The following is a 15,323-nucleotide window of genomic DNA, read 5'->3' as shown; positions in this document are numbered from 1 at the left end:
CCCCCAGGCAAAGGCACAGTTTCCTACTGTGACGTTGCCTACATGTGTGTGTAAGCCTACCCACATTGTGTCCGGATGTTGGGACTTGCTGGCCAAACTGTAACCGTTCCGCAACCTCCAGATGCCTAAATTGTCAGGGATTTCAAGTCAAACGCTACCCGGTGGTAATATTCGCTGTCTGACAGCAGGACAGGACGATATTGGCGCGAAAAAAGGGCCCCGGTTCTGTTGAACCGGAGCCCTTCGACATCGTGCTTTGTCGAACTTCTACGCAATGAGCCGATACGCACGCACTGATTGAATGTTGTTCTTGAAGAACGTGCGGCTGTACCACCCAACGTCGAAGCCATACGTCGCACCGATCGTGAAACTCGAGGCGACTTCGTCCCGGTTGTCGAAGCTAACGCCCCGGGATATCCCCAACGTCCCGCAATTCGATGTCTTCACCAAGACTGAGGCTGTAGAGGCTCCCCCTCGCGTTCCGCCTGAGTTGGTTCCCGGCTCCGCCGACACCACCTCGCACTGAAGGGTCTGGACGTCTTTCGTGTCCAACCAGGGACCCACCAGGACGAAGACCAGGAATGCACACAGAGGAATGGCAAGCCAAGCCCACAACCGATCCATTTTAGAGAGGTTCTTTTGCGGCGAAGGCGTCAGAGCAGCCTGGGGCTGGACAGGGGCTAGCCCGAGCTCACGTAGGCGTGAATCGAGCCTGAGGGCGGCCGCCTCCCGCTTGTGGAGCGTGTAGGCGGACCGACACTGCGAGGTGGTCCAACCCGCTCCCCGGTAAGCAGCCCACTGCCTACGGGCAGGCCTCTCAATGATGAAAGCAGCCAAGGCAACAACGAATGCAATGATCTGGCTAAGGCCCCCGAACATGACGCCAAAGACGGCTATGTTGGCTACCATCTCCGGATCCGTAGGTAATTCGTAGCCTGTGCTGTCCAAGTACCCAAAGAACATTCCCAAGGCAATAACCGGAAGGCCTATGCGCAGGGAATACCGCCAAAGGTACGACCAGAACGACCAGTGAGCTGGAGGCATCCTGGTCACCGCTGGAAGGGTACTTCCATTCACACTCGCGCCCGGTGGGGCCTCACCAGTTGCTTCACCGGTGCCGGAGTTGTGCTGATGGCCTTCCCCTGCGGATTGAGGGTTCGGGTCGCGGCTCATGGGGTTAGACGTTGAAACGGAACTCCACCACGTCGCCGTCGGCCATCACGTACTCTTTGCCTTCGATGCGAACCTTGCCACGGGACTTTGCCTCGGCCATGGAACCGGCGTCGATGAGGTCGTCGAAGGAGACAACCTCGGCCTTGATGAAGCCACGCTGGAAGTCGGAGTGGATCACGCCGGCGGCCTGAGGCGCGGTGTCGCCCTGGCGGATGGTCCAGGCGCGGGTTTCCTTGGGACCGGCCGTGAGGTAGGTCTGCAGGCCAAGAGTGTGGAAACCTACACGTGCCAACTGATCCAGGCCGGATTCGCTCTGGCCGTTCATTTCCAGCATCTCGCGGGCTTCTTCCTCGTCCAGTTCCACGAGGTCGGCTTCGAGCTTGGCGTCAAGGAACACGGCATCTGCCGGCGCAACGAGGGCTCGCAGTTCGTCCTGCTTTTCCTGATCGCCGAGGATGCCTTCATCTGCGTTGAAGACGTAGATGAACGGTTTGGCTGTGAGAAGGCCCAGCTCTTTGAGGTGTCCCATCTCCAGCTTATCGCTCTTGATCGAGGAGAAGATGGTGTCACCGCGTTCCAGAACTGCTTGGGCGGCCTTGATAGCGGCAAGCTCAGCGGCCTCGCGCTTCTTGATCTTGACCTCTTTTTCGATACGCGGGATCGCGTTTTCGATGGTCTGAAGGTCGGCGAGGATCAGCTCGGTGTTGATGGTCTCCATGTCGGAGCGCGGGTCAACCTTGCCGTCGACGTGGATGACGTCGGGATCGTCAAATACGCGGACCACCTGTGCGATGGCCTCTGCTTCGCGGATGTTGGCCAGGAACTTGTTGCCCAGGCCTTCGCCCTCGGATGCACCCTTCACGATGCCGGCAATGTCCACGAAGGACACGGGCGCGGGAAGCAACTTCTGCGAACCGAAGATCTCTGCCAGCTTCGCAAGACGGGGATCAGGAAGGTTGACCACTCCGACGTTGGGCTCGATGGTAGCGAACGGATAGTTCGCAGCGAGCACCTGATTGCGGGTCAGTGCGTTGAAAAGAGTTGATTTGCCGACGTTGGGCAGTCCGACGATGCCAATAGTAAGAGCCACGAGCATTGATTCTACCCGTTGGAACCATGTCCGCGGTTGTTCCCTCCCCCAACCGACGCCCGCGGCTGCAGCCTCGCTAAAACTGTCGTACCCCTGTGACAGGGTTGCCACATGGATGGATTTGGATTGGTATTGGCCCTGCTCATGCTGCTGATTGGCGCCGCGGTTGGTCTCGCGGCCGGCTATGTTGTCTTCCGACGCCGGGGCGCTGGCTTGGAAGAAGACTTCGACGCCGTTTCGTCGCGGCTTTCAGAGGTGACCGCACAGCTGGCAGCAGCCGACGCCGAGCGGCGGCTCTTGTTTACACAGAACCGCGAGCTGAGCGCAGCAAGGAACTCCGATGGCAGTGTTCTGCGCGCGCTCGCTCCAGTGGCCGAAAAGCTCACGGCGGTGCAGCAACAGGTGTCGCTCCTCGAACGGGACAGGGTGGAGCAATACGGCCAACTGGCCCAGCAATTGCAGGATGCGCGTTCATCCGACGAACAGCTCTTGCGGTCAACGCACGCCTTGGCCTCAGCACTCCGTTCCAACAGCGCACGCGGCCAGTGGGGCGAGGTTCAGCTCCGCAGGGTGGTGGAGGCCTCGGGAATGCTCCGGCACGTGGACTTCCACGAGCAGGTTCATTCCGGACGCGGCGACAACACGCTGCGTCCGGACCTGGTGGTCCAGCTTCCCGGCGGCAAGCAACTGGTGGTGGACGCCAAGGTGCCTTTGGCTTCCTACCTCGCTGCGCAGGAACAACTCCACGGAGACGGATCCTTCGGTGAGGCTGTGGGTCCGGCCATCAACCATGACTCCAAGACGCTGCTGGCACAGCATGCAAAGGCTCTCAAGGCCCACATCGACGCCCTGGCGGCCAAGAAGTACTGGGACATTCCTGGGAACTCCCCCGAGCTGGTGATCTGCTTCCTTCCGGCAGAGTCCATTCTGGCGTCTGCCCTTGAGGCCGACCCCGCCCTGCTGGAACACGCTTTGTCCAGGAACGTGGTCTTGGCGTCGCCCGGCACCCTGCTGGCGGTCCTCAAGTCCGTGGCCTTCACGTGGCGACAGGACGTCCTCACCGACAGCGCCCATGAGCTGTTCGAGCTCGCCAAGCAACTGTACGAACGCATGGGCACGCTGGGTGAGAACGTCGGCAAGCTGGGAAGCTCATTGAAGACATCCGTGGATCGCTACAACGCCATGGTGGGCACGCTCGAGGCTCGGGTGCTCCCGACGGCGCGCAAGCTCAACACCATGGACGACGCCGGACTTGCCGCGCCGATGTCCGTTGAAGTTGTTCCCCGCGCGTTGGCAGCACCGGAACTTCTTTCTGTCGACTCCCGCGATCAGCTGGATTCCGCCCGTGACCATGAGGACAGCGCAGACCGCGAATCAGCCGCCTGAGCTAAAGCCGGCTTAAAGGTGTCTGGTCCGGGATGGGTTGTGTTCACTAAGGTGAACACAACCCATCCCGGACCAGCTATACCAACTATTTGCTAGGACGTCGGACGGTTTCCACGGCCGCCTAGGGCGCGTGTGACGTCGCCGGCTTTCTTCAGGGTGGCCCGCAGTTCCTTGGGAAGCGAGAAAAGCAGGTCTTCCTCTGCCGTCACCACTTCCTGGACCTCGCCGTAACCGTAGTCAGCCAAGAGTCGCAGGACATCCTTGACGAGCACCTCGGGAACAGACGCACCCGAAGTCACACCTACGGTGGCAACGCCCTCGAACCACGACTCGTCCACTTCATTGGCGAAGTCCACGCGGTACGAGCTCTTGGCACCATATTCGAGGGCTACTTCAACCAAGCGCACGGAGTTGGACGAGTTGGCCGAACCCACAACAATCACGAGGTCAGCCTGTGGTGCGATCTTCTTGATAGCCACCTGCCGGTTGGTGGTGGCGTAGCAAATGTCATCGCTGGGCGGATCCTGCAGCGTGGGGAACCGGTCTTTGAGCAGGCGAACAGTCTCCATGGTTTCGTCCACACTCAGCGTTGTCTGGGAAAGCCAGATGGTCTTCTCCGGATCGCGGACGGTGACCTTGTCTACCTCGTGGGGACCGTTGATGATCTGAATGTGCTCCGGTGCCTCGCCGGCTGTTCCTTCGACTTCCTCATGACCCTCGTGGCCTATGAGGAGGATGTCGTAATCTTCCTTGGCGAAGCGCACAGCTTCCTTGTGGACTTTGGTCACCAGAGGGCACGTGGCATCAATGGTGCGCAGTCCACGATCCTCGGCTGATTGCACCACTGCCGGCGAGACGCCGTGCGCGGAGAAGATCACCAACGCGCCTTCGGGGACCTCATCTGTCTCCTCGACGAAGATCGCCCCTTGTTCCTCCAGGGAGCTGACCACATGCACGTTGTGGACGATTTGCTTGCGTACGTAGACGGGAGGGCCGTAATGCTCCAGGGCCTTCTCCACAGCAATGACGGCCCGGTCCACACCGGCGCAATAACCCCGGGGGGCCGCCAACAGAACCTTCTTGGGGCCCGTGACGGGCGCCGCTGCCTGAACCTCTTCCGGGGAACGGCGTCTACGGGGCACCGTGGGCATAGGAATGGAAACTGCTGTGCTGGTCATTCCTCCATGCTACCGGGCCGGACTTTGCCTCCCTGCTATCGGGCCGGACTTTAGCTGCTGGCCGAACGTGACCCTCGTCGCCCTGACAGGACGGAGCCTATGACGCCTGCCACAAAGACTGCGCCCGACGCCACCGCCGCGATCACAATCCATTCCCCAAACCCTGTTTTGGCTGCCGTGAGGAACTCCTGTTTGAACAGTTCAGCCACACCGTTTGCGCTGGACAGGTTGCCGATCACTCCCCCTGCAAGATCCGCACCGGCCGTCCAGAGAGCAGCAAGTGCCAAGCCTCCCAGTCCGAGGAAAACCAGCACCAGGGAACGCCGACGCGTGGCAACAAGCGCCAGGAGCACGGAGAGCACAGCACCGAGGGCGGCCACCCACCAGAGGGGCGCAAAGGCCGCCACCCGCTCCACCAGCTGACGGTGGGAAGGTTCCCCCAAGGACACCAAGCTTTCCGACGGAACATCAATCCGAATTCGGGTGGCCTCCGCGAAGTGATCGCGAATAAGCCTGACCAAAGGGCTGATATCAAGGACCAGGGCAGTGGTGGTGGCGGCCTCCTCAGCTTGCTTCGCCGCGCCGAAGTTCAGCTTGTGGCTGTTTCGCACCGTCTCTTCCCACGCTTGGGGGTAGTCGCTCCACGATTGCATGCCCGATGCAGCGCTGCCGAGTGCATCGGCCGCCAAGGACTGTATAGGTCCTGGAAGATCCACTGAGGACTCGAACGTACCAACAGCGGCCGTGGCGAGCCGGCTTTGGAATTCCGGATCATTGCCCAGCGCACCCGCCATCCGGACAAAGCCCTCTTCTTTGACGATGTTCTGGTCGACCCACGCGGTAGGAACGGCTACGGCAGTGAGGAGTAGAGCGAGGATCACTCCCAATGCTGAGACAAAAGTACGCAAGGTCATCCTCGGGCTCGGGGGCTATGCCACCATCCTAGGTCTGTCCACATGACAGAAAAAATGTCGGAGGTGTTGCCCAAGCTATGGATAGAGTTGGAAGGCCGGTTAGCACCCACAGCCGCACCCTTAAGCGAGGACAATGACAATGCAGGAACAAGCACGGCGACTGAACCAGGTACGGGCCACCCATGTCCGCTGAAGCAACGCCGGAATCCACGCTGCCGGGTACTGCCGCCGAAACCAGCCCGGACAACCCCTGGCCCCTGCAGTTGCTTTCCCGCAAGCTCAAGGCACACATTGAGCGGGCGCCGGCTGCTTGGATCGAAGGTCAGGTCATTGAACTGAACCGCCGGGGTGGTAACGCCTTTCTGACACTGCGTGATGTTGACGCGGAGATTTCACTTCCTGCATCCGTCTGGTCAACGGTACTTGACCGCCAGAAGGTACCCCTGGAGCGTGGCTCGCGCGTGGTCGCCTTGGTGAAGGCGGACTTCTGGGTGAAGACCGGGCGTCTGAACATGTCAGTGAAAGACATCCGTCCGGTGGGCCTGGGAGATCTGCTGGCAAGGATCGAAAGGCTGCGCCAAGCTTTGGCAGCCGAGGGCCTGTTCGCGGATTCCCGGAAACGGAAGCTGCCCCTTCTCCCCCACCGTATCGGCCTCATCACCGGCCGGGAATCCGACGCCAAGAAAGATGTCATGCGCAACGCCGCCCTGCGTTGGCCGGCGGTTGAGTTTGACGTCCGCGAAGTAGCTGTCCAAGGTAACACCGCTGTTTCACAAATCATCGCGGCCTTGAAAAGACTGGACGCCGACCCGCACGTGGATGTCATTGTCCTGGCCCGCGGTGGCGGCGCGTTGGAAGACCTCCTGCCGTTCAGCAATGAAGACCTCATTCGTGCCGTGTCGGCAGCTACCACGCCCGTCGTCAGCGCCATCGGCCATGAAGCCGACCGTCCCATCCTGGACGATGTAGCGGACCTCCGGGCGTCAACACCCACGGATGCCGCCAAGCGCATCGTCCCGGACGTCGCCGAGGAACTGGCCATGGTTCGACAGGCCAGGGACCATCTCCGCCGAAGTATCAGCCGCATGGTGGACAGGGAGACAGATCGTCTCCACGCTCTAAGGTCCCGGCCGGTATTGGCCACTCCCGCTTCAATGGTGGATGCCCGCTCCGAGGACATCCACCGCCTGCAGCGCAGGACGCATTCTGCGGTCAGTACAGCGGTGGTCAGGGCGTTGGACCAGGTCCACCACTTGCGTGCCCAAGTCCGTGCCCTATCGCCACAAAAGACCTTGGACCGCGGCTATGCCGTTGTTCAACTTGTGGGCGAGGACCAGGCGGGGCACCACGTTGTCAGTAGCCCGGATGAAGCGCCGGACGGGACGCCACTGAGCATCCGGGTGGCCGAGGGCCGTTTCAGGGCTGTATCCGCTGGAGCGGGTCAGCTCGTCGAACACTGACAACTCCCGTTGGGCACCCACAAGTCGTCGACCACCACAAGCACAAAGGACCATCATGACCGAGAACAACCAAACAGCGCCGAATCCTGAATCCCTTGACGGACTGAGCTACGAGGAAGCCCGCGAGCAACTCGTGGCGGTGGTGGGACGTTTGGAGGCAGGCGGAGCCAGTTTGGAAGAATCACTGGCCCTTTGGGAGCGTGGCGAGGCCTTGGCCAAGCGCTGCGAAGACTGGCTTGAGGGCGCTCGGAAGCGACTGGCCACGGCCCGCGATGCCAGCAGCGACGGCGGGACCCCAGCCTAGGATTCCACCACGAGGGCGCGCTCAGCGGCGACATCGAAGTCAGCTTTGGGCCAGTCCAGCTGCAAACCGCCGAGGGCATCCAGCAGCAGTTGCTGGACTGCGATGCGTGCGTACCACTTCTTGTTTGCCGGCACCACGTGCCAAGGAGCAATCTCTGTGGAGGTCTTCTCGAAGGCAACGCTGTAGGCGTCCATGTAGTCATCCCAGTACGCACGTTCCGCGAGGTCGCCGCGACTGTATTTCCAGTGCTTGCTGGGATCGTCCAACCGGGCGATCAAACGCTTTTTCTGTTCGTCCTTGCTGATATTGAGCATGACCTTGACGATGGTGGTTCCCTGCTCGGTCAGGCGTGACTCAAAGTCGTTGATCGCGGCGTACCGGCGCTCCAGTTCGGCAGCGTCCGCCCAGCCATGGACACGGTGGATCAGCACGTCTTCGTACTGCGAGCGGTCGAACACCCCCACCATTCCGGCGGCAGGGGCTTGTTTTTCGATTCTCCAGAGGAAGTCGTGCGACTTTTCCTCGTCCGTAGGCGCTTTGAAGGCGGTCAGTTGTACGCCTTGCGGGTCCATGGCGCCAACAACGTGGCTGACAATGCCGCCCTTGCCCGCAGTATCCATGGCCTGAAGGATGAGCAGGAGCCGTTTGGGGTTGCCGAACTTTCCTTCGGCGAAGAGCTTTTCCTGCAGTTCCGCCAGCCGCGCGTCCTGCGCGGCAAGCAACGCCTTGCCATCAGCTTTCACACCGGTGTAGCCGGGTGTGGATTCGGGATCCACGCCTGCCAGCGAAAACCCCGATCCAACCCTCAGTACTTCGGCCGGACTTTTGGCGAACTCAACTGCAGCAACCATTGGCATGCCTTTCTGCCCGGCCGCGCCCTCATGGCGCGGCTATGGACCTCAGGCTAGTTGCCCGGGTACCTCGACAGGAAGTCCGCCATGCGCCCAATGGCTTCTTCGATGTCCTTGACGTTGGGCAAGGTCACCATTCGGAAGTGGTCCGGACGAACCCAATTGAACGCACGCCCATGGGACACCAGGATTTTCTGTTCCTTCAGCAGATCCAGGACGAACTTCTCGTCATCCCGAATGTGATAGACCTCCGGGTCCAGCTTCGGGAACAGGTATAGGGCACCGCGCGCCTGCTGCGTGCTGACTCCGGGAATGGCGTTCAGGAGGTCGTAGGCCTTGTTGCGCTGCTCCAGGAGCCTGCCGCCGGGAAGGATGAGATCGTTGATGCTCTGGTAGCCGCCGAGCGCGGTTTGGATGGCGTGCTGTGCAGGTACGTTGGCGCACAAGCGCATGTTGGCCAGCAGGTTGATGCCCTCAAGGTAATCGGCGGCATCCTTCTTGGGCCCGGAAATTGCCATCCAGCCGGCGCGGTAGCCACAGACGCGGTAGGCCTTGGACAGGCCGCTGAACGTCAAGCACAGGACGTCATCACCGGTGAGCCCCGCGAGGTTGATGTGGACGGCGTCTTCGTACAGGATTTTCTCGTAGATCTCGTCAGCGAAAAGAACCAATCCATGCTTCTCTGCCAACGCGACGATCTTCTTGAGGGTCTCCTCCGGGTAGACGGCGCCGGTGGGGTTGTTGGGGTTGATCACCACAATGCCCTTGGTCCGCGGCGTGATCTTGGCTTCCATGTCCTCAAGATCGGGCTGCCATCCGGACTCTTCGTCGCAGAGGTAGTGCACGGGACGGCCACCGGCCAGCGCGACGGAAGCCGTCCACAGCGGGTAGTCCGGCGTGGGAATCAGCACTTCATCACCGTCGTCCAGGAGTGCCATGAGGGACATGGTGATGAGCTCACTGACACCGTTGCCGAGGTAGATGTCGTCAACGTGGATGTTCTGGATGCCGCGCGTCTGGTAGTACTGCGAAACGGCGGTCCTGGCAGAAAAGATTCCGCGGGAATCGCTGTAGCCTTGGGCGTTCGGCAGGTGGCGGATCATGTCCACCAAAATGGCGTCCGGCGCTTCAAAACCAAAAGGTGCCGGGTTTCCGATGTTCAGTTTGAGGATCCGGTGACCCTCCGCTTCCATTTGCTGGGCGGCCTGAAGAATCGGTCCACGGATGTCGTAGAGGACATTATGAAGCTTGGTGGACTGCTTGAAATTCGCCATCCCTCAAATATGCCACACGGGTGATGCAGTTCAGCTGAGACTTAACTCACAGATACGACGACGGCGGTGACGGTCCCGCGCGGGTCCGTCACCGCCGTCGTACGCGGTTTTGTTCAGGTACTACTTGACGATGCCTTTGTCCTTCAGCCATGCGGCTGCGGCATCCTTGGGCGACTGCTTCTGGTCGCCGCTGACTGCACGGTTCAGGTTGATCAGGTCGTCCGTAGTGAGGATTTTGGAAACGTTGTTGAGCGCTTCCTTGGCCTTGTCCGTCATCTTGGCTTCCTTGACCAACGGCAGGACCTGCTGTGCCTTGAAGTTGTTCTTCGGATCTTCCAGGACGACGAGGTCGTTATCTGCGATGGACGGCGTGGTGGTGTAGATGTCCGCCACCTGAACCTTGTCCTCCAGGAGAGCCTGGAGGGTCAGGTTGCCACCGCCGTCGTTGAAGGGCTGCAGGCCCTTGAGCTCGCAACCATAGTTGGCCTTCAGCCCCGGGAAGCCGTAGGCACGGGTCTCGAACGTGGCCGGTGCAGCCATGGTGAAGTCCTTGCAGACCTTGGCCAGGTCCTCGATGGACTTCAACTGGTACTTCTCCGCCGTGGCCTTGGTGACCACCATGGCGTCCTTGGACTCGGCCTTGGCCGGCTCCAGGACTGCGAGGCCGTCTGGAAGCTTGCCCGGGAGTGCCTTATAGACGTCCTCGGCAGAAACCTCGGTAGCCTCGGTGTCCACGTAGGAGAGAAGGTTGCCGGAGTAGTCCGGGACGAGGTCCACGGAGCCGTCCTGGACAGCCTTGAAGTAGATCTCGCGCGACCCGATGTTCGGCTTGGACGTGGCTGTGAGACCAGCCGCGTTGAGGGCACCGACATAGATCTCTGCGATGACCTGGCTCTCCGGGAAGTCTGCCGAACCGACTACCAGTGAGCCTCCGGCGGCGGAACCGCTGGGCGCCGAGGTGGAAGGCGTGGCCAAGGGACTGCCGCCGCAGGCGCTCAACGCGAGGGCCACACCCAGTCCAGCGGCAAGGCCGCCGAGACCACGGCGCGTAAGAGTCATGGGGACGGGGTTTTTCATGATGTACCTCCTTGAACGGCAGCCCCGGCGGGAACCGTGGCTGTGAGATCGTCGGCTGCCTTCTGGCGGCCGCTTGAGTCGAGGGTCAGGCCGGGCGAGATGACGAGCCTTTGTACGCCGGCCAGGACCAGGTCCACTGCGATGGCCAACCCCGCGATGAGCAGAGAGCCTCCGAGCATCCTCGGGAAATCCTGCAGCACGAGGCCGTCGAACAGATACCGGCCAAGCCCACCCAACGGAAGGTAGGCAACCACAGAGACTGTCGCGATGACCTGCAGAACCGCGGTGCGGATGCCCCCGAACATCACCTGCAGTCCGTTGGGCAGTTCCACGCGGAACAGGATCTGAAGTTCGGTCATGCCCATGGCCCGGGCAGCGTCCACCACCGTGGCATCAACGCTGGAAATGCCGGCGTACGTCCCGGCAAGCAGCGGCGGCACCGTCAGAATGACCAGCGCCCACACTGGCGGCATCAAGCCACTGCCGGCGAGCAATGCGAAGAGGACCAGCAAACCAAGCGTCGGGAGGGCACGCAATGCTCCGGCGACAGCTACCGCGACCACCCGGCCACGGCCGGTGTGGCCAATGTAGAGACCAATGGGCACAGCAATTGCTGCGGCGATGAGCAGCACCAGTCCGCTGTACTGCAGGTGCTCCAGCAGCCGGGTGGGGATTCCGCCGCTTCCAGCCCAATTCTTGGGGTTGGTCAACCACGCGATCGTTTCGGCAAAGATGTTCATCCCGACGCTCCCGGGTCAGGGCGGAGGGCCGCGTGCGGCGTCGCAGGTCCGGCTTTAGGTTCGGTGAGCAGGGCGTTGGCGTCCGGACGTGAAGGCTTTCCCCCTGCTGCTCGGGACCACGGCGTCAAGAGCCGCTCCAAGACCACCAGAACAGCATCCATCAACAGTGCCAGCACCAGGATGGCAATGATGCCAACCACAACTTCGGTGATAAACGTGCGCTGCAGGCCATCCGTAAACAGAACTCCAAGGTTGCCCACTCCCAGCAGTGCCGCCACGCTCACCAAGGAGATATTGCTGACCGAAACCACGCGAAGCCCGGCGAACAGCACCGGCAAAGACAGCGGCAGGTCCACCTGGAAGAAGCGGGCCAGGGGTTTGAAACCCATGGCAACGGCAGCGTTTCGGAGGTCGTCATCCACGGAGTCGAACGCATCCATCGCCGCCCGGACCAACAGGGCCACGGCATAGATGGTCAGCGCCACCACCACGTTCAGCGGATCCAGGATCCGCGTGCCTAGGATGGTGGGAAGAATGATGAACAGGGCCAGGGACGGAATGGTATAGAGCAACGACGTGGCCGTAGCCACCACTGACCTGAGCGTGCTGTTGCGCCGGGCCAGCTGGGCCAGGGGAACGGAAATCAGCAGGCCAAGGATCATCGGGATAATGGCGAGCACCATGTGCTGCCCGGCCAGTCCCAGGACCACGCCACTGTTGGCAAGGAACCACTCCATCAGGTGGCGTCCTCCCTGTGATGGCGGACTTCTTCGATGAGTGCCAGGACTTCTGGCGCCTTCAGGACTCCGGCCACCCTGCCGTCGTCGTCAACCGCGACGCCAAGGCCCGACGGCGACGACAACGCCGCATCAAGCGCGCGCCGCAGCGTATCTCCCTTGCGGAAGAGCGAACCTCCGGGGATCAGCCCGGCGCCGTCACGCGGTGAGGACCACCCGAGTGGTCGTGAGTCTTCATCCACCACCAAGGCCCACTCGCCCGACGCCCGTCCCGCGTGATGGCCATCCGATGGGCTGACCATGGTCACCGGGTGAAGGGTCACGGAGTCTGCCGCACTGAACGCGAGGTGCCGGAAACCGCGGTCGCGTCCCACGAAGGAGGCCACGAAGTCGTTGGCAGGCGCCCGAAGAATCTCTTCCGGGGCGGCGTACTGCGCGAGCCTGCCTCCGACGGCGAACACTGCCACCTTGTCACCGAGAACAGTGGCTTCGTCGATGTCGTGCGTGACAAAGACAATGGTCTTGGCCAATTCCCGCTGCAAACGCAGAAGTTCCTGCTGCAGTTCGTCACGGACCACAGGATCCACGGCGCTAAAGGGTTCATCCATCAGCAGCACCGGCGGATCAGCAGCGAGCGCGCGGGCAACCCCCACGCGCTGCTGCTGACCACCTGAGAGTTGGGACGGGTACCGTTTGCCGAGTACGGAAGCCAGCCCGACGACGTCGAGCAGTTCCGCAGCGCGTTTCCGTGCCGCAGCCTTGGAAACGCCGTTGAGCCGCGGAACGGTGGCGATGTTATCCAAGACGGAACGGTGCGGAAGCAGGCCCGAGGACTGCATGACATAGCCCATGGAACGGCGGAGCTTCGCCGCAGGAACCTGTGAGACGTCCTCGCCTGCAACAGTGATGGTTCCGCTGGTGGGCTCCACCATCCGGTTGATCATGCGCAGGGAAGTCGTTTTACCGCAGCCCGACGGGCCAACGAACACAGTGATGGAGCCCTTGTCGATGGACATGGTGAGGGCGTCCACCGCCGGTTGCCCGCCCTGGTATTGCTTGGTGACGCTCTTGAACTCAATCATGGCTTCGGCCATACCCGGGCTTACCTATCTGTGGTGGAGAACATCGGTAGAGCCAGATGATCATATGCACTCTTATTACTTGGCTGCAAAGCAATCTTCACCCAGCGTAGCCAGCACCACCGACGATGTCAGCGCCGCCACGAGTTCCGTAATGAATCGGCAATGTTCAGCGTTTCCGTCGTTTGCCGCCTTTCCCGGCCCGTTCCGCAGCTTGGTCGTGCCGGTATCGTTCCGCTGCGCGTTGGCCCCGGTCCGCTGACATCACCTTTTGGTGCCATTCCCGTTGGTACGCGCGGCGGGCGGCCGCATCATGTTTCCTGGCCAGGGCCGCGAGTTCACGTTGCAGCTTGAGGTAACTGGCCCAGCGCCGAGGATCGAGGTTTTCCTCCGCGAGCGCCTCCTGGACAGCGCATCCCGGTTCTGCCTGATGGGCGCAATCCGTGAATCGGCACCGGGAGAACAGATCCTCCAGATCGCCGAACATCTCTTCCATCCCCTCGTCAGCGTCGAAGAGCCCAAAACCACGGACTCCCGGCGTATCCATGAGCACCGCGCCGCCGGCCAGAGGCACCAGCTCCCGCGAGGTGGTTGTGTGCTTGCCCTTGCCGTCGCCGGCCCGGACGGCGCCTGTCTGCTGGACCTCACGACCCGCGAGGGCATTGATGAGCGTTGATTTCCCGGCACCGGAGGGACCAAGCAAAACCAACGTTGCACCATCGGGGATGTGCTGCATCAATTCGTCCAGGCCGTCGCCCTGCTCCGCGGACGTTGTGACGACATCAACGCCTCCGGCCTGCAAAATAACCTCCCCTACGACGTCATCCGCGAGGTGAGCGAGGTCGGCCTTGGTGATCACTACAAGCGGCGTGGCACCGGAATCCCATGCAGCCACCAATGTCCGCTCGAGGCGGTTATGGGTCAGAGGACGGTCCACGGGCACCACCACCGCAACAATGTCGATGTTGCTGCCCAGGATTTGTTCCTCGGAGGATGCCTCGTAGGCCCGCTTACGGCTCAGCGCCGAATGCCGGGGAAGGACCTCGACGACGGCGGGCTCACCGGCGGTGTTGTGGCCGACCCACACCCAGTCCCCCGTGGCCGGTACATGCCCATGGCTTGGGTAGGGCAGATGGAGCAGATCGTTGGCGGATGCCACGAGCAACCGATTCCGGTCCAGGCGGACTATGCGGCCGGGGATGGCAGTTTCCTGGCCTTCCGGCGCGGCATGGGCACGGAAAAGATCCGCAGTTTTATCGGTGAAGCCGAACTGCGCTGGTCCTTGTAGCTGCTTGGTCCCTTGTAACTGCTGGGTGGAACTAAAAGAAGGGTTGCTTGAAGAAGCGTAAGTGTTCAATGAAATGCCTCTGATGAGGCCCGGCCGCCTAGCTTCGGCAGGCTGATGCCGGGACAGGAATGGTGGGCTGATGACGGCGCGCCGCAACTGAGAGCGGGGCGCGCAAGATCGCGGCAATCATCAAATCCACCTCCTCGGCATCAAGACCGGCAGCTGGTGAGCCGGAAACGATGTTCAGCGTATCCAACATCGCGCACTTTTGGCTAGGCCTTCCAGCTCAGCTTCCCTCTGCGGGGCGCAGCTTCCCGTCAGAGGGGCGCTCGATGTGCAGGCGCAGTGCCGTGTCCACCAGGGACACGCGGTTGAGCTTCCCAACGTCCTGCAGCGGAATCCAGGCGGCGTGGGTTGTACTGCCGTCCACCTCATGAGTGAGTTCGCCACCCACCACCGTGGCCTCGTACACCAGGCGAAGTGCTTGGAAGTCCTTCACCGAGCCGTCCGGCCGCGTCTCGCCCGGCCAGTGGCCAACGTCGATCCCCAGCATGCGTTCAATGCGCGCTTCGTAGCCGGTTTCCTCAAGGACTTCACGCCTGCAGCCGTCCACGGGGTGTTCGGCCAGGTCCAGGCCTCCACCTGGTAGCGTCCACCCTTCCTTGCCGTCCTGCTTCCAGTACGCCAGCAGGATCTTCTCATCTTGGACAATCACGGCGTAAGCGGCTGGGCGGGTATCGAACTCCAGGGTCATGCAGCCAGCATAATTCCT

At 61.7% G+C, this 15,323-nt stretch carries 15 protein-coding genes; 3 read left to right on the top strand and 12 right to left on the bottom strand.

Annotated elements, in window-relative coordinates; genetic code table 11:
* Window positions 1-267: 267 nt before the first annotated feature.
* Window positions 268-1,044, bottom strand: coding sequence for a hypothetical protein (locus J3A64_RS02685; RefSeq protein WP_286176504.1), 777 nt, complete (start codon window positions 1,042-1,044; stop codon window positions 268-270).
* Window positions 1,045-1,177: 133 nt separating this feature from the next.
* Window positions 1,178-2,263 carry a redox-regulated ATPase YchF gene (gene ychF, locus J3A64_RS02680; RefSeq protein WP_026005753.1) on the bottom strand — a complete coding sequence of 362 codons (1,086 nt, stop codon included), beginning with the start codon at window positions 2,261-2,263 and terminating at the stop codon, window positions 1,178-1,180.
* A 111-nt stretch (window positions 2,264-2,374) separates the two neighbouring features.
* On the opposite strand from ychF, the gene J3A64_RS02675 reads away from it, so the two are divergent.
* Complete coding sequence (locus J3A64_RS02675) at window positions 2,375-3,649, top strand: DNA recombination protein RmuC (protein WP_210063584.1); 1,275 nt, start codon at window positions 2,375-2,377, stop codon at window positions 3,647-3,649.
* A gap of 92 nt (window positions 3,650-3,741) precedes the next feature.
* Here J3A64_RS02675 and J3A64_RS02670 read toward each other — a convergent pair whose 3' ends face one another.
* Both J3A64_RS02670 and J3A64_RS02665 read right to left on the bottom strand, forming a co-directional pair.
* Entirely contained in the window at window positions 3,742-4,827 is a 1,086-nt protein-coding gene (locus J3A64_RS02670; RefSeq protein WP_014922310.1) for a 4-hydroxy-3-methylbut-2-enyl diphosphate reductase, read from the bottom strand.
* A gap of 50 nt (window positions 4,828-4,877) precedes the next feature.
* On the bottom strand, window positions 4,878-5,741 hold the full coding sequence (locus J3A64_RS02665; protein ID WP_210063583.1) for a hypothetical protein: 864 nt from the start codon (window positions 5,739-5,741) through the stop codon (window positions 4,878-4,880).
* Between the two features lie 182 nt (window positions 5,742-5,923).
* Between J3A64_RS02665 and xseA the strand changes: the two genes are divergently transcribed.
* Together xseA and J3A64_RS02655 are read left to right on the top strand one after the other, a co-directional pair.
* Window positions 5,924-7,201 carry an exodeoxyribonuclease VII large subunit gene (gene xseA, locus J3A64_RS02660; protein ID WP_210063582.1) on the top strand — a complete coding sequence of 426 codons (1,278 nt, stop codon included), beginning with the start codon at window positions 5,924-5,926 and terminating at the stop codon, window positions 7,199-7,201.
* A 55-nt stretch (window positions 7,202-7,256) separates the two neighbouring features.
* Window positions 7,257-7,505, top strand: a complete 249-nt coding sequence (locus J3A64_RS02655) for an exodeoxyribonuclease VII small subunit (RefSeq protein ID WP_011775462.1) — start codon at window positions 7,257-7,259, stop codon at window positions 7,503-7,505.
* Here the strand turns inward: J3A64_RS02655 and J3A64_RS02650 are convergent.
* The 8 genes from J3A64_RS02650 to J3A64_RS02615 all read right to left on the bottom strand — a co-directional run bounded on the left by J3A64_RS02650 (window position 7,502) and on the right by J3A64_RS02615 (window position 15,305).
* Window positions 7,502-8,356 (bottom strand): polyphosphate kinase 2 family protein, encoded by an 855-nt coding sequence (locus tag J3A64_RS02650; protein ID WP_210063581.1) that lies wholly within the window; start codon window positions 8,354-8,356, stop codon window positions 7,502-7,504. The genes J3A64_RS02655 and J3A64_RS02650 overlap by 4 nt on opposite strands.
* Window positions 8,357-8,409: 53 nt before the next feature.
* The gene (locus J3A64_RS02645; RefSeq protein WP_011775464.1) at window positions 8,410-9,630 is read right to left on the bottom strand and encodes a pyridoxal phosphate-dependent aminotransferase; all 1,221 of its coding nucleotides are present in this window, start codon (window positions 9,628-9,630) and stop codon (window positions 8,410-8,412) included.
* A gap of 120 nt (window positions 9,631-9,750) precedes the next feature.
* Window positions 9,751-10,707: an ABC transporter substrate-binding protein gene (locus tag J3A64_RS02640; protein ID WP_011775465.1), complete on the bottom strand. Its 957-nt coding sequence runs from the start codon at window positions 10,705-10,707 to the stop codon at window positions 9,751-9,753.
* Window positions 10,704-11,447 (bottom strand): ABC transporter permease, encoded by a 744-nt coding sequence (locus J3A64_RS02635; protein ID WP_011775466.1) that lies wholly within the window; start codon window positions 11,445-11,447, stop codon window positions 10,704-10,706. Before J3A64_RS02635 ends, J3A64_RS02640 begins: the two co-directional genes overlap by 4 nt.
* Window positions 11,444-12,184, bottom strand: a complete 741-nt coding sequence (locus J3A64_RS02630) for an ABC transporter permease (RefSeq protein ID WP_210063580.1) — start codon at window positions 12,182-12,184, stop codon at window positions 11,444-11,446. The genes J3A64_RS02635 and J3A64_RS02630 overlap by 4 nt, the downstream gene beginning before the upstream one ends.
* Complete coding sequence (locus J3A64_RS02625; RefSeq protein ID WP_014922316.1) at window positions 12,184-13,278, bottom strand: ABC transporter ATP-binding protein; 1,095 nt, start codon at window positions 13,276-13,278, stop codon at window positions 12,184-12,186. Before J3A64_RS02625 ends, J3A64_RS02630 begins: the two co-directional genes overlap by 1 nt.
* A gap of 154 nt (window positions 13,279-13,432) precedes the next feature.
* A complete protein-coding gene (gene rsgA / locus J3A64_RS02620) occupies window positions 13,433-14,620 on the bottom strand; it encodes a ribosome small subunit-dependent GTPase A (RefSeq protein ID WP_210063579.1) in 1,188 nt (395 codons plus the stop codon).
* A gap of 217 nt (window positions 14,621-14,837) precedes the next feature.
* On the bottom strand, window positions 14,838-15,305 hold the full coding sequence (locus tag J3A64_RS02615; RefSeq protein ID WP_014922319.1) for an NUDIX hydrolase: 468 nt from the start codon (window positions 15,303-15,305) through the stop codon (window positions 14,838-14,840).
* Between the last annotated feature and the right edge of the window lie 18 nt (window positions 15,306-15,323).

It is taken from the genome of Pseudarthrobacter sp. PvP004 (genome assembly GCF_017876035.1).
Taxonomy (GTDB): domain Bacteria; phylum Actinomycetota; class Actinomycetes; order Actinomycetales; family Micrococcaceae; genus Arthrobacter; species Arthrobacter aurescens_A.
The sequence above is the reverse complement of the archived record's forward strand: the minus strand, read 5'-3'. Positions and strand labels throughout refer to the sequence as shown.

What these genes read in the sequence shown, in the direction of transcription:
- xseA (WP_210063582.1), top strand. Translation starts at nt 5,924, where the DNA reads ATGTCCGCTGAAGCAACGCCGGAATCCACGCTGCCGGGTACTGCCGCC.
- J3A64_RS02625 (WP_014922316.1), bottom strand. Translation starts at nt 13,278, where the DNA reads ATGGCCGAAGCCATGATTGAGTTCAAGAGCGTCACCAAGCAATACCAG.
- J3A64_RS02615 (WP_014922319.1), bottom strand. Translation starts at nt 15,305, where the DNA reads ATGACCCTGGAGTTCGATACCCGCCCAGCCGCTTACGCCGTGATTGTC.
- J3A64_RS02650 (WP_210063581.1), bottom strand. Translation starts at nt 8,356, where the DNA reads ATGGTTGCTGCAGTTGAGTTCGCCAAAAGTCCGGCCGAAGTACTGAGG.
- J3A64_RS02640 (WP_011775465.1), bottom strand. Translation starts at nt 10,707, where the DNA reads ATGAAAAACCCCGTCCCCATGACTCTTACGCGCCGTGGTCTCGGCGGC.
- J3A64_RS02655 (WP_011775462.1), top strand. Translation starts at nt 7,257, where the DNA reads ATGACCGAGAACAACCAAACAGCGCCGAATCCTGAATCCCTTGACGGA.
- J3A64_RS02685 (WP_286176504.1), bottom strand. Translation starts at nt 1,044, where the DNA reads ATGCCTCCAGCTCACTGGTCGTTCTGGTCGTACCTTTGGCGGTATTCC.
- J3A64_RS02665 (WP_210063583.1), bottom strand. Translation starts at nt 5,741, where the DNA reads ATGACCTTGCGTACTTTTGTCTCAGCATTGGGAGTGATCCTCGCTCTA.
- J3A64_RS02635 (WP_011775466.1), bottom strand. Translation starts at nt 11,447, where the DNA reads ATGAACATCTTTGCCGAAACGATCGCGTGGTTGACCAACCCCAAGAAT.
- J3A64_RS02675 (WP_210063584.1), top strand. Translation starts at nt 2,375, where the DNA reads ATGGATGGATTTGGATTGGTATTGGCCCTGCTCATGCTGCTGATTGGC.
- J3A64_RS02630 (WP_210063580.1), bottom strand. Translation starts at nt 12,184, where the DNA reads ATGGAGTGGTTCCTTGCCAACAGTGGCGTGGTCCTGGGACTGGCCGGG.
- J3A64_RS02645 (WP_011775464.1), bottom strand. Translation starts at nt 9,630, where the DNA reads ATGGCGAATTTCAAGCAGTCCACCAAGCTTCATAATGTCCTCTACGAC.
- J3A64_RS02670 (WP_014922310.1), bottom strand. Translation starts at nt 4,827, where the DNA reads ATGACCAGCACAGCAGTTTCCATTCCTATGCCCACGGTGCCCCGTAGA.